The sequence below is a fragment of the Vibrio galatheae genome, assembly GCF_000967545.1.
Taxonomy (GTDB): domain Bacteria; phylum Pseudomonadota; class Gammaproteobacteria; order Enterobacterales; family Vibrionaceae; genus Vibrio; species Vibrio galatheae.
Map to the genome: position 1 here is coordinate 138,938 of NZ_JXXV01000011.1, position 14,089 is coordinate 153,026.

The window sequence follows — 14,089 nt, forward strand, 5'->3', positions numbered from 1 at the left end:
TGCAATTTTTATTGCAAACAGCACTGAATCTTTGAAATAGACCCAGATTATAGCTAATTCAGCGCAAATCGCAGCAATTTACTGGTCTAATCTCCTAGTTTGGTGCGGAGAAATTGCAACCAAGGTAACACTTTTGCTTGCTGTGAAGGGGAAGTGGGCCGGTGTATTAAGTCGTAAAAACAACAAAACCGCCACACAAGGTGACGGTTTTAAAGGAGCTTTGCTGAGTAATTAAGCCAGTTCAGCTTTCTCGGCAATCAGCTTATCAACCACACTTGGGTCGGCAAGCGTTGAGGTGTCACCTAAGTTGCTGGTATCGCCAGTGGCAATCTTACGTAGGATGCGGCGCATGATCTTGCCTGAGCGAGTTTTCGGTAGTGAGTCTGTCCAGTGCAGTACATCTGGGGTCGCGATAGGACCAATCTCTTTGCGCACCCAATCTTTCACTTCTTTGTGTAGCTCAGCACTTGGGAATTCACCATCGTTGAGCGTGATGTAAGCATAAATCGCCTGACCTTTAATGTCGTGCGGAATGCCAACAATCGCTGCTTCGGCAATCTTCTCGTGCGCAACCAGAGCAGATTCAATTTCTGCAGTACCCATACGGTGACCAGAAACGTTTAATACGTCATCGACACGACCAGTGATCCAGTAGTAGCCATCTTCGTCTCGACGCGCACCGTCACTAGTAAAGTACATGCCTTTGAACGTCGAGAAATAAGTTTGCTCAAAACGGTCGTGGTCGCCGTAGACGGTACGCATTTGACCTGGCCAAGAATCAAGAATCACTAGGTTACCATCAGTCGCGCCTTCGATGATGTTACCCATGTTGTCAACCAACGCAGGTTGGACACCGAAGAACGGGCGAGTTGCCGAACCCGGTTTAAGGTCAGTTGCTCCCGGTAGTGGGGCAATCAAGATACCGCCTGTTTCAGTCTGCCACCAAGTATCAACAATCGGTGAATCTTCATTACCGATGGTTTTGTAGTACCATTCCCACGCTTCAGGGTTAATCGGCTCACCGACTGAGCCCATAATACGTAGGCTGCTGCGTGACGTACCTTCTACGGCTTCGTTGCCTTTTGCCATCAGGGCACGAATCGCGGTCGGTGCCGTGTAGAGAATATTCACTTGGTGCTTGTCGACCACTTGGCTCATGCGGTTGGTGTGAGGATAGTTCGGCACACCCTCAAACAGAATGGTTTTAGCGCCATTCGCCAATGGGCCATAAATCAGGTAAGTGTGACCAGTAATCCAGCCCACATCGGCGGTACACCAGAAGGTTTCACCCGGCTGGTAGTCAAACACATATTTAAACGTCATTGCCGCGTAAACGAGGTAGCCGCCTGTGGTATGTAATACGCCTTTCGGTTTACCCGTTGAGCCGGAAGTGTAGAGGATAAACAGCGGATCTTCGGCTTTCATCTCTTCTGGTGGGCAATCTGCTGGTACATTGGCTGTCGCTTCATGCCACCACACATCACGATGATCGTGCCAATCAACATCACCACCAGTACGCTTCATCACGATCACTTTATTGATGGTTTTCACTTCAGGGTTAGTCAGCGCTTCATCAACGTTCTTTTTCAGTGGCACTGAGCGACCACCACGGACACCTTCGTCGGCGGTGATAACGACTTTGGCATCCGAGTCGATAATACGGCCAGAAAGCGCTTCAGGAGAGAAACCACCGAATACCACTGTGTGCACGGCACCTATGCGAGTACAAGCGAGCATGGCAACCGCCGCTTCAGTAACCATAGGCATGTATAAACAGACGACGTCACCTTTGCGTACGCCTTGTTCTTTTAAGGCGTTAGAAAACTCACACACTTCTTTGTGCAGTTGTTTAAACGTCAGAGTTTTATCATCATTCGGGTCGTCACCTTCCCAAATGATGGCCACATCGTCACCGCGTTCGGCTAGGTGGCGGTCAATACAGTTGGCAGAAACATTGAGTGTGCCGTCTTCAAACCAGCGAATATCAACATGGCCAGTATCGAAAGAGGTGTTTTTGACTTTAGTAAATGGCTTGATCCAATCGACGATTTTTCCGTGCTCACTCCAGAAAGCCACTGGGTCAGTCACCGACTGTTGGTACATAGCTTGGTAGGTATCGTTATCCGCGTGGGTATTTTTTTTGATGTTCTCTTTTACCGGATAAATATGGGCTTCACTCATTGCTTATCTCCTTGTGCCTAATTCGTTATGAATTGAGCAAGTGTCCGTTTAAAACGATAAGGTCACGTGACCCTGACGTTGTAAAATCCCTATAGCCCTAACTTTCAATCACAGGCGGCCGTTCGACAATTAGACTTTAGGATGAGAGGGACGGATCCGCTGTGAAATGAAGGAATTAAAACGCAAATTGAGAGCTTGGTCGTAACTTGATCTAGCGGGTATAGGGCAAATTCAGGCTCGGCAGATCACCTTTTGTCAGGCGGACGAAGATTAAAGCGGCGGAAATCGCGTCTTGCAAGGCATCGTGTTTGTCTTGTAGTGGCAAGTCTAAATGGCGACATATCGCATCTAAGCTGAGATCAAAATAGGCGTTGGGCAGATGTTGCTCTAGCTTGTCGTGATAGATTTGGCTCACTTCGATCAGAGGGTTGGGCAAAGGGAATCCGAGTTGCTTACGACAGGCGAGATCGAGGATTTTTTTATCGTAGCGAATGTGATAGCCAACTAGAGGTCGATTACCGATAAATTCCAACAGCTGAATCAAGGCTTGCTTCTCATCAATGCCATCAGCTAAGTCTTGATGGCGAATTTTGTGGATTTTTACCGATCCTGAGTCAAGAGATTGCGGGGCTCTAAGTCTGACCTCAAAGGGCTTACTGGTGATAATGCGATTGTCGATAATTTTGGTCGCCGCGATCGTGACCAGTTCAGCGCGATTGGGGTCAAGGCTGGTCGTCTCGCAATCGAGAGACACGTATTCCCCCTTTTGTACCGAAGCAAATAACGGCTGATAGGGCGAACCTTTCAACTTGTAATACCAGTAACGGCGCTGCAACCAGTTCATACTACGAACCTCTAGTCTCTTATCTGATAATGATAGCCCAAGAACTGTTTGAACTTTTTCACCACATGTAAGCTATGGCGTAGTAGATCTCGCTCAGTGCGCTCTATTTGCTTGAGGTCGATACGGTTGTGGCTGTGTTGATTGGTTAGCTGTTGATTGAGGCGTAACTTGAACAGCAATTTTAGTGCTTCGCTGAGGTTGTCTGCCGTGTCAGGTTCGAGGATTTTCTTGTTGCGCAGCGCTTCAATGCGCTCAAAGGTGTTCTTCTCTGCTATGCCATATTCGAGTGATAGGGTGCGAATACCATGCACGATAGGGAAAATGCCGCCGCTTTTGACATCAACGCCTTGTTTATCTTTTTTGACATTGCCAAACAGCGTCAGAGGTAAAGAGAATTGTAGTGCCGGACGACAGAAGTCTTGCAGAGCGAGCATATTATTGAGCATGGTTTGTTTAAGATGCTGCTCGATAGGTTCCAACAAAGTTAGGTTACCGGCAACCGCGTGGGCATCACTGAAGATGGCTAAGTCCATAACTTGCTCGGCCGAACTCGGTTTAGACCATTGGCTGATGGTGTGTTTCCACTCCGTCTGTGTTTTGACCCATTTCGGGTTGTTGACCATCACATTACCCGGACACAGCGGATAGCCGAGTTGTTGCAAGGTGTGGGTCAACTCGGCCATCACGGTTTCACATTGATGCCAATGGAGGCCGTCTTTGATGATCAGCGCGTTGTCTTGATCGGTTTTGAGAATTTGTTCTCCACGCCCTTCTGAGCCTAAAACGACCAAGCAGCAATGGTCGTGAAGGGCGGGAGGAACAACCAGTTCAAACGCTTTCTCAATGATTTGCTCATTGACTGCAGAAATCAGCTCCATGATAAAGCGCGTGCGAATGCCATTGCGAAATAGGCTGTCGACCAACTGCCTTTGTCGATTCGATGCCAAGGCGAGCTCTTCTATACTGGTTGCGCGCGCGATACTCAAAGTTAAGACATGAGAGTGGGTCGAGAAAGCACTCAGGATCTGGGTCATATCCAGCATGCCTACCGCGTCTTTTCCATCGGCAACCATGACCCGCTTCATGCGTTGGCGAGTCATTTTTATCATTGCGTTAAAGAGAAACTCGCCATCTTCGACATGCACCACAGGGTAGGTAGCAATTTTGCCAACCGGAGTGTCGAGTGGATGGCCTTCAAGCATAACGGCATGCAGCATATTGGTCCGAGTCACAATCGCGTAGGGCAGTGAATGTTCGTCTTCAACCAAGCGGACATCATTATCGTTTAAGCGTACCAGCGCCGCGTCAATGCCGTTTTTTTTGAGTGTTAGTGTGACTTCATTGAGCGGTTGTTCAGGAGCAAGCACCATCGGCGGGTGATAAATCTCTTTATCCACTTTGGTCAGGATAAATTCAGCGAGGTTTTGCTGTTGTTGGGCTGCTTCTATCAGTTCTTGGCGACGAGCGAGGTTGTTATCAAAATAGGCTGCAAACTGTCCATTCTCATTGTACAGCTCAAGGAACACGGATTTAGGCAGCAAATAAGACAAGGTGTCTTCTAGGGCGACGTAGCGATGTTTCACACTCGGTTCAAACAAGGCGCGAACATCAAAAAGATCGTCGTTGGCGTAGTGGGCAAAAATTTCTTTATCATCTTCGGAGCGCTCTTCCACCGCACCTTTGATCAGAATATGTAAGTGCTGACTCTCGATGCCCGGCTTAAGCAAGGTCTCTTTGGCGCGAAAATAGGCAACATCCAGCGAACTACGTAGCCGATTTTGTTGTTGGCCATTTAAGCGGTCAAAAGGGGGTGACTGCATATTAAATTTATCTGGCATCGCGAACTGACCCTGGTGGCAACTCTTTAGGCTAAGTGTGCAGGATTAACGGAAATGTTCCAGACGACTTTGGTCTAATTGGCGAGCAATTTGTCACCGAATGGGGGGGCATGAATAAAGATTAAGTGAGAATAGGGAAACGCACTGGTGACGATTATTCCCTTTTTAATCTTGGCAAAGCAAACGATAATATCCGCCGCTGTTGTCACTCTTTTATGCATTCAGAGGTAATGATGCTTACCCCATCTCCCTATGGCTGGATCTCCCAGTATTTTGTCGGTTTCTTTTTTGCTTATGGCGTCTATTTGCCATTTTGGGCCTTGTGGTTTGAAGAACAGGGCGTATCCGCGACCGATATCGGCTTGCTGGTGGGCATCGGCTTTGCGACGCGTTGTGTGGCCAATATGCTTATCACACCACGTATCCACAAAGTGGAGCAATTGATCCCGGCATTGCGCTGGCTGAGCTTCGCGGCCATTATCTTTATTGGTTTCCATTTCTTTACCGGCGGCAGTTTCTGGTTGATGGCTCTGGCAACAGTGCTGTTTAACTTGTGCTGCGGACCGTCTGTTCCATTATCTGACTCTATGGCCAACTACTACTCTCGCTTGCAGATGCTGGATTATGGTCGTACACGTCTGTGGGGCTCGATTGCCTTCATTGCTGGTTCAACTGTGGTGGGCTTTTTAGCCGCGCAGTATGGCAGTGATATGATTCTGTTCACTGCACTAGCGGGTGTAACTGCTGCCTTGGTGTTCTCAATGCGTAATATCAATCCGATGCCCGTCACCATGGATGATGAGAATACCGAGCGACCAAAACTCGCTGACATGTTGCGTGAACGGCCTGTGATTAAGTTTCTTGTCTTGGTATCCCTGATTCAAGGTAGTCACGCGGCCTATTACAGTTTCAGTTCGATCTACTGGAAAGAAGCGGGTTACTCGGAAGATATAATCGGCTATCTATGGAGTTTAGGTGTGGTGGCTGAGGTGGCGATTTTCGCTTTTAGCAAGCGTCTATTTTCTGGCTGGACACTAAGAGCGCTGTTTGCCGTGGCGGCATTAGGTGTGGTGGTTCGCTGGGGACTAACGGCGTCCACGACAGCTTTGGTGGCATTAGTCTTAATCCAGCTTTTGCATGGCGTCACTTTTGCCATGGCGCATATTGCGGCGATTCAATACATTCAGCACTCTGAACAACGAAAAATGGTTGCCCTCCAAGCGCTGTACAATGCTATTCCTCTCGGCGCCTTTATCGCCTTAATGACCGCATTGAGTGGTTGGGGCTATGAAAACTGGGGCGCCAATGTATTTTGGGCAATGGCGGCAATGGGTGTACTCGCGCTACTGATTAAAGTGGAACAAAAGGGGCACTGTGCCAATCCGCTCGCGAAAGCGGAGCCTAATGCACAGAATTAACTCGAACGGATTGAGTTGACTTAACATCCCTAGTTAAATGAAACCTCTCCAATATGGAGAGGTTTCTGTTTTATCGCGCAAAAATGAACTCAAAAGATAAGGATATCTGATGCAGGGCTGGCTAGTGATCGCCGTATCACTGTTGTATCTTGGACTACTGTTCCTCATTGCATGGCATGGTGATAAACGCCACAACTGGTTAGCCAAATGGCGACCTTGGGTGTACAGCCTGTCTATCGCGGTCTACTGCACCTCATGGACCTTCTATGGCACGGTTGGTCAGGCAAGTAACAACCCTTGGTCTTTCTTGCCTATCTATGTTGCGCCGATACTGGTCTTCACACTCGGATGGCGAATCCTCGCTCGCCTCATCATTACCGCTAAGCGTGAACATATCACTTCGATCGCCGATTTTATTGCGGCTCGTTATGGAAAATCACAAGGTTTGGCGGTGGTGGTCACCTTGATAGCGGTTGCGGGTATCTTGCCCTATATCGCCCTGCAATTGCGCGGAATCACTATGGGTTTGGAGATCATTTCCCCTGATCTGCCCAAAAGTTTTGAGAGTGTCGGCCTGAATGTGTCGTGGTTTGTTGTTGGCGCTCTAGCGGTGTTTACCATGCTGTTTGGTACGCGTCATATCGATAACACTGAACATCACCGCGGCATGATGATGGCGATCGCGTTTGAGTCGATTGTCAAACTGCTGGCCTTTTTAATTGTCGGTCTGTTTATTTTGTTCTTAGCTTTGAGTCGCAATGATGTCGATTTGATTGACATTGCCAGTCAAACTTACCAATCGCCTAACGTACCGACGCTGCTGATTCATACCGTGCTGACGATGCTTGCTATCGTCTGTCTGCCACGTCAGTTCCATACAATGGTGGTTGAAAATGAGCGCGCGCAAGACTTGCATACTGCGCGTTGGTTGTTCCCGCTCTATTTAGTCTTGATGGGTCTATTTGTGTTGCCAATTGCGTGGGTGGGTCAATCTCTGCTCAGCGATGCTAGCCCAGACACCTATGTGATCAGCCTACCTATGGCGGTGGGTGCGCAAGATATTGCGATATTGGCGTTTTTGGGCGGCACTTCAGCGGCCAGTGGAATGGTGATTGTTTCAACCATTGCTTTGGCGATTATGGTCTCCAATGATTTGGTGATGCCTCTGTTGCTGCGCCGGATGCGATTGTCGCAGCGTACTCATCGCCATTTTTCTGGCCTGTTGCTGGTTATCCGCCGAGCACTTATCTTACTTTTGCTGCTCGGTGCGTGGGGATTCTATCAGGCGCTAGGCAATATTCATTCGCTGTCTGCGATTGGTTTTCTCTCGTTCGCTGCGATCACGCAATTTGCGCCCGCGCTACTCGGGGGGATGTACTGGCGTCAGGGCAATCGCAAAGGGGTTTATGTTGGTTTAGCGGTTGGCTTTACCTTGTGGTTGATTACCCTGATGAGCCAAACCGATATGCTGGCGGGCAGTGCGCAAGACAACTTCTTGTTGTGGGTCATCACACCACCGGATTGGCTGCAAGGCTTAGATGTTAAAAATTCAGATTGGGGCATTGTGTTAAGTGTCGCACTCAACACGCTTTGTTATGTGGTGGTCTCACTTTTTACTCGCGCGAGCCTAAGTGAGCGCTTACAGTCTGCATCTTTTGTTGGCACGCCGTTGCCAGAAAGCGAGAACATGAGCCTGTATCAAAGCCGAGTGACGGTCGGCGAACTTGAGATGCTGGCTTCGCGCTTTGTCGGTCGGCAGAGAGTGCGAACCGCTTTCAGGCATTACTGGCAGCAGCAAAGAGAGACTTTATTACCTAATCAACAAGCGCCATCGACTTTGATTCGCCATACCGAAAGGGTTCTCGCCGGCGTGTTCGGTGCATCTTCAGCTAAGTTAGTCCTTACTTCGGCTCTGCAAGGGCGCAATATGCAGCTAGAAGAGGTTGCGACGATTGTTGATGAAGCCTCTGAGTTGTACGACTTTAGCCGTGGATTGTTGCAAGGGGCGATTGAACATATTGGTCAAGGCATCGCTGTGGTTGATAAACAGCTGCGGCTGGTGGCTTGGAATCAGCGTTATCTTGAACTCTTTACTTTCCCTGCGGGTTTGATTCAAGTCGGCCGACCGATTGCGGATGTGATTCGCCACAACGCTCAGCAAGGTTTATGTGGCCCGGGCGATCCCGAAGAACACGTGCGACGGCGTGTATACCATTTAGAACAAGGCACGCGTCATACTTCGTCACGAGTTCGACCCGATGGCCGAGTCATTGAAGTGCAGGGTAATCCGATGCCCGGTGGTGGCTTTGTGATGAGCTTTACCGATATCACCGTATTCCGTGATGCCGAACAGGCGCTGAAGGATGCTAATGAAACGCTTGAGGAACGTGTACGTGAGAGGACACAAGAGCTTGAGCAACTGAATAAAAAGTTAGTTTCAGCCACACAGCGTTCGGAGCATGAATCGCAATCTAAATCGCGCTTTTTGGCTGCGGTCAGCCATGACTTAATGCAGCCGCTTAATGCAGCGCGTCTGTTTGCCTCGACCTTGTCTGAAGTGGCCAAAGAAACAGAAACCAAGCAATTATCCCATCATATTGAAAGCGCTTTGGGCGCGGCAGAAGACTTAATCGGCGACCTGCTTGATATCTCGCGACTGGAGTCTGGGAAACTCGATACTCATGTGCATGGCTTTGCGATAAATGACGTCTTGTCCAATCTCAATGCAGAGTTCAGTGCGCTTGCCAAGCAGCAGGGGATTGAGTTCAGTATGATCCCGAGTCAATTGTTGGTTGAGTCTGATCCTAAGTTGTTGCGTCGCGTAGTGCAGAACTTTCTCACTAATGCATTCCGCTATAACCCCAAAGGAAAGGTGGTGCTTGGTGTCCGGCGTGTGGCTGGCCAAGCCCGGATAGATGTGTGGGATAACGGCATGGGGATTGATGAAGACAAGCAGCAAGAGATTTTTGAAGAGTTTAACCGCGGAAGCCAGGTGCGCTCCGACCAAGGTTTGGGTTTAGGATTGGCGATTTCCAAAGGGATTGCCCATGTACTTGGTCACCAAATTACGATGCGTTCTTGGCCCGGAAAAGGCAGCGTTTTCTCGATTACGCTTGCGCGCAGTGCCAAGGCGCTGGAACCTGTACAAGCTGAACCTGCCAGTGCCGTGACCGATCTCAGTCACCTCAAAGTATTGTGTGTCGACAATGAAACCGACATCTTAGTCGGTATGGAAACTTTGCTTGGCCGTTGGGGCTGTGACGTGCGAACCGCGGTGGATTTAGTGCAAGGTTTACAAGCGATAGAAGAGACTTGGGTGCCGGATGTGATTCTGTCTGACTACCGATTGGACAATGGTCGTACTGGGCTAGAGGTTTTGCAGCAATGCCGATTACGCTTGGGTAATCGCTTTATTGGGGTCATTATCAGTGCCGATCGCACCGATGACATGCTCGATGGAATTAAATCCAATGGCTTTAGTTTTATCCCTAAACCGGTCAAACCACTTAAATTACGCGCGGTATTGAATCGAGTGTAGGTGGGCTTGTAGAGGCTCTGCTCTCCACTTTATCCTACTGACAAACAAATAGGGTTGGCATATATGGCCAACCCTGAGAATTTAGTTTCTAGTTGCTGCCTATTCCGTAAACAGGGTTTCGTATTTGACAAATGCGGTCTGAGTTTCGCCATAGTAAAGTGTTCCTTCCGCTTGAATTGCGACGCGTAGCCAGCTCTCTTCCGATGCGGGTTTCACCAGTGAAATTGCCCAGTGTTGTCCTGTACTATCAGTGGCTTGCATATCAATAGGTTGAGCGGTTTTATCTGGGCTGGCGACAATAGACAACTTAACGCCTTCAAGAGGGTAAGCCGCTTTTAATGATAACTCTAACCCCTTAGCCGTAAGCTTATCTGAACGAAACTGCACTTTAAACTCGCCATTTTCCATATCACATAGCCCACTGGTGTAGCGGCAATTTGATTTAGCGGCGAGTTTGTAGGTTTCGCCCTCTTTGGCGGCATGAGGTTTTTCGCTGAGCGCTAAATCGGTGCCGAAATAGGCAATCAAAGAAAGAATTGGGGCAATCAGTAATGCGATTAGAAAGTGCTTATTTTTGAACATCTTGTCTTCCCTGCTACGACGTTATTGGGCTAAGTTAACGCAATTTTTCGAATAAAAAAGCCCCCGAGGGGGCTTTTGTGGTTCAGGTATTACTATTAGTGATCTACAGCGCCGCCAGCACCTGCAGGAACACGCACGTGTTCAACTAAATCTTTCACTTCTTGTGGTGTTTCTGCTGTGACTTTCGATACAGCGAACGCGACGATGAAGTTAAATACCGCACCAATTGCACCAAATGCGTTTGGCTCAATGCCTAGGAACCAGTTGCTACCCCAGCTTTCTAGGTATTTCCAGTCAGCAATGAATAGGATGCCTTTGTGTTGGAATACGTAGAACAGAGTGATACTGATACCTGCAACCATACCCGCGATAGCGCCTTCTTTGTTGATGTTCTTGCTGAAGATACCCATCATCAACGCTGGGAATATCGACGATGCTGCCAGACCAAAGGCGAGGGCTACCGTACCGGCGGCAAAGCCTGGTGGGTTGAGGCCGAGATAACCTGCGACTGCAATCGCCACCGCCATCGAGATCCGACTCGCCATCAGCTCTTTCTTCTCAGAGATATTCGGGTTGATAACACCCTTGATTAAGTCATGGGATATCGCGGACGAAATTGCCAACAATAGACCCGCTGCGGTAGAGAGTGCCGCTGCCAGACCGCCCGCTGCAACTAGTGCAATGACCCAGTTTGGAAGTTTTGCAATCTCAGGGTTCGCCAGTACCATGATGTCGTTATCCACTTTTAGCTCGTTTGTCGCAGCATTAGAAGTGTATTGGATATTGCCATCACCATTCTTATCATCAAAACCTAGCAGACCTGTTTTCTCCCAGTTTTTGAACCAATCTGGACGCTCATCGTAAGCAAGATGCTCACCAGGTGCTGGGTTTACTGTATTCATTAGGTTTAGGCGCGCCATTGCAGAAACCGCTGGTGCTGTTGTGTACAGAATCGCGATAAATACTAGTGCCCAACCTGCCGACGTACGTGCGTCACGAACTTTAGGTACAGTGAAGAAACGAATGATTACGTGTGGTAGACCTGCAGTACCAATCATGAGTGACATAGTGTAAACAAACATGTTGAGGGTATCGCCGCGCACTTGAGTGGTGTATTCACTAAAGCCGAGTTCGGTCACCACTTGGTCGAGCCTGTCGAGCAGATAGACATCGGTGCCCGTCATGGTACTACCTAGACCGATTTGTGGCAGTGGGTTACCTGTTAGTTGCAGAGAGATAAAGATTGCAGGAATAGTGTAAGCTAAAATGAGTACGCAATATTGAGCAATCTGCGTGTAGGTAATGCCTTTCATGCCGCCCATAACTGCGTACATGAAGACGATACACATACCGATCAATAGACCTGTTGAGTAATCGACCTCTAGGAAGCGGCCGAACGCAACACCGACACCTTTCATCTGACCGATTACGTAAGTCACCGATGCAATGATAAGACACACAACGGCTACGATACGTGCTGCGTTTGAGTAGAAACGCTCACCCACGAACTCAGGTACAGTAAACTTGCCGAACTTACGTAGGTAAGGCGCAAGTAGTAGTGCTAGAAGTACGTAACCGCCTGTCCAACCCATTAAGAATACGGAGCCGCCGTAACCCATGAAGGCAATAAGACCCGCCATCGAGATAAATGATGCGGCCGACATCCAGTCTGCTGCGGTTGCCATGCCGTTCGCGATTGGGTTAACGCCACCGCCTGCTACATAGAACTCTTTTGTTGAGCCAGCACGCGCCCAAATCGCAATACCGATATAAAGGACAAAGGTCGCACCAACAACGAGGTAGGTGATAGTTTTCAAATCCATCTGAGTGACTCCTTACTCATCTACGCCGAATTCACGGTCGATTTGGCGCATCTTCCATGCGTAATAGAAAATAATACCTAGGAAGGCATAGATGGAACCTTGTTGAGCAAACCAGAACCCCAGTTTGTAGCCACCTAGTTGAAATTGATTAAGCACATCTACAAATAAGATGCCGCAGCCGAAAGAAACGACAAACCAGATAATCATAAGAGTGATCATCAGTTTAACGTTCTTATCCCAGTAGGCTTTGGCTTTATCCTGACTTTCAAACGCCATTGCCGTCTCCTTACGTGTCTGTTGTTAAGAAAATGTTTCAATATCTACATTAGCAAGGGTGGCGCAAGAACTCTTTTCAACTTTAGTCGGGGGAGAAAAAACAAAAAGCGCCCATAAATAAGGCGCTTAAGGTATAAAGGATGGATTTTTGTGATGTTAATGTGGTGTTAAATTAGCCTAAAGTCTAACGTTTTATCCCAACGTAAGGCGGATTTAGTTAGCCGACGTAGAAATCTTTGATCCCCATCAGCAAATTACTGACCGCGACGGCGGCAAGTATCAAGCCCATGACCCGACTGATGATGGCTGCACCGACATTGCCTATCCACTTCTGGATATGGGTAGCACCGAGCAGGAGTAGTAAGGTAATCAACAACACAGTCACCATCACGGCCGCAGTAATGCTTTGCTCGATAAGCGCAAATCTGTGATTGTCAGTCAGCATCACGATCGCCATCATTGCCCCGGGCGACGCGATGGAGGGGATAGCGAGTGGGTAGACAGCCAGATCGGCTAAATCTGAGTGATTGAGTTCTTCGGACAATTTTGTCTCTTGCTCTGGCTTAGATTCACCGAAGATCATGGTCAAAGCGAACAAGAGTAGAACTAAGCCTCCAGCGGCCTGAAAAGCTGGAAGAGGTATCTGCATCGCCTCAAGCAGGATTTGTCCGACAATTAAGAAGAACAGTAACACGCCAGTTGCGATGGCGACGGCTTTTATCGCGACGACACGACGTTGCTTGGCGGTAAGGTGTTGTGTTTGAGATAAGTAGACAGGGACAGAGCCGATTGGATCGATCACCGCCCAAAGGACGACAAATTGTGTGATTAAGATGCTGAGCATGAGATGTACTCCCGGAGTTTATGGAACAGAGGGGTAAATCAGATTGGTGCCTGATTAACCATGTTAACAATAAAAGGGAGGGTTTGCTGTTAGTTTTTTGTGAATTAAGCTTCTGATTCTAGCTGTTGAAGTAAAATGACGGCTTGAGTTCGGTTTTTTACCCCTAATTTGCGAAATATCGCGGTCATATGAGCTTTTATTGTTGCCTCTGAAACATTTAACTCGTATGCAATCTGCTTGTTGAGTAGGCCATCAGATAGCATTCCTAACACTTTGTACTGCTGCGGGGTTAAAGTGGCAATTTTTTCCGCTAAATCATTGCAAGCTGCATTGTTGGTAATTGAGCCCTCTGGGAAAAAGGGTTCGCCGTTGAGTACTTGATTCAGCGCGCTGACCAGTGCACGCATATCGCTTGATTTAGGGATAAAGCCAAATGCACCGTGGCTTTTAACCTGTGTAACAACGGCAGGCTCTTCGCTGGCAGAAACTACCACAATAGGCAAATCTGGGTATTCAGCACGTAATTGGATAAGACCTGACATGCCATTTGCCCCCGGCATTTTTAAATCGAGCAGCAGCAGATCCGGTTCGTCTTCTTTGGCGAGCAAGGCTAACAGCGCTTCCAGCGAGTCAGCTTCAAGTAGGTTAGCGCCGCTGATAGCCATATGCACTGACTGGAACAGAGCGTTGCGGAACAGTGGGTGATCATCAGCAATGATTATGGTGTAAGTCGAATCCATGACGT

At 48.4% G+C, this 14,089-nt stretch carries 10 protein-coding genes; 2 read left to right on the forward strand and 8 right to left on the reverse strand.

Features of this window, described 5'->3' with window-relative positions:
• Positions 1–231: 231 nt before the first annotated feature.
• The 3 genes from acs to TW81_RS05215 all read right to left on the reverse strand — a co-directional run bounded on the left by acs (position 232) and on the right by TW81_RS05215 (position 4,863).
• Positions 232–2,181, reverse strand: a complete 1,950-nt coding sequence (gene acs, locus TW81_RS05205; RefSeq protein WP_045954659.1) for an acetate--CoA ligase — start codon at positions 2,179–2,181, stop codon at positions 232–234.
• A 211-nt stretch (positions 2,182–2,392) separates the two neighbouring features.
• Positions 2,393–3,025 carry a 3'-5' exonuclease gene (locus tag TW81_RS05210; RefSeq protein ID WP_045954660.1) on the reverse strand — a complete coding sequence of 211 codons (633 nt, stop codon included), beginning with the start codon at positions 3,023–3,025 and terminating at the stop codon, positions 2,393–2,395.
• A gap of 11 nt (positions 3,026–3,036) precedes the next feature.
• On the reverse strand, positions 3,037–4,863 hold the full coding sequence (locus tag TW81_RS05215) for a DUF294 nucleotidyltransferase-like domain-containing protein (protein ID WP_045954661.1): 1,827 nt from the start codon (positions 4,861–4,863) through the stop codon (positions 3,037–3,039).
• A gap of 233 nt (positions 4,864–5,096) precedes the next feature.
• Between TW81_RS05215 and TW81_RS05220 the strand changes: the two genes are divergently transcribed.
• Both TW81_RS05220 and TW81_RS05225 read left to right on the forward strand, forming a co-directional pair.
• Positions 5,097–6,281: a 3-phenylpropionate MFS transporter gene (locus TW81_RS05220; protein ID WP_045954662.1), complete on the forward strand. Its 1,185-nt coding sequence runs from the start codon at positions 5,097–5,099 to the stop codon at positions 6,279–6,281.
• Positions 6,282–6,390: 109 nt separating this feature from the next.
• A complete protein-coding gene (locus TW81_RS05225; protein ID WP_045954663.1) occupies positions 6,391–9,819 on the forward strand; it encodes a PAS domain-containing hybrid sensor histidine kinase/response regulator in 3,429 nt (1,142 codons plus the stop codon).
• A gap of 99 nt (positions 9,820–9,918) precedes the next feature.
• Here TW81_RS05225 and TW81_RS05230 read toward each other — a convergent pair whose 3' ends face one another.
• The 5 genes from TW81_RS05230 to TW81_RS05250 all read right to left on the reverse strand — a co-directional run bounded on the left by TW81_RS05230 (position 9,919) and on the right by TW81_RS05250 (position 14,084).
• Positions 9,919–10,401 (reverse strand): hypothetical protein, encoded by a 483-nt coding sequence (locus TW81_RS05230; RefSeq protein WP_045954664.1) that lies wholly within the window; start codon positions 10,399–10,401, stop codon positions 9,919–9,921.
• A gap of 95 nt (positions 10,402–10,496) precedes the next feature.
• Positions 10,497–12,224: a sodium:solute symporter family protein gene (locus TW81_RS05235; protein WP_045954665.1), complete on the reverse strand. Its 1,728-nt coding sequence runs from the start codon at positions 12,222–12,224 to the stop codon at positions 10,497–10,499.
• A 12-nt stretch (positions 12,225–12,236) separates the two neighbouring features.
• Positions 12,237–12,500, reverse strand: coding sequence for a DUF4212 domain-containing protein (locus tag TW81_RS05240; RefSeq protein WP_045954666.1), 264 nt, complete (start codon positions 12,498–12,500; stop codon positions 12,237–12,239).
• Between the two features lie 217 nt (positions 12,501–12,717).
• On the reverse strand, positions 12,718–13,344 hold the full coding sequence (locus TW81_RS05245) for a MarC family protein (protein ID WP_045954667.1): 627 nt from the start codon (positions 13,342–13,344) through the stop codon (positions 12,718–12,720).
• 104 nt (positions 13,345–13,448) lie between these two features.
• Positions 13,449–14,084: a response regulator transcription factor gene (locus tag TW81_RS05250; RefSeq protein WP_045954668.1), complete on the reverse strand. Its 636-nt coding sequence runs from the start codon at positions 14,082–14,084 to the stop codon at positions 13,449–13,451.
• Positions 14,085–14,089 lie beyond the last annotated feature (5 nt).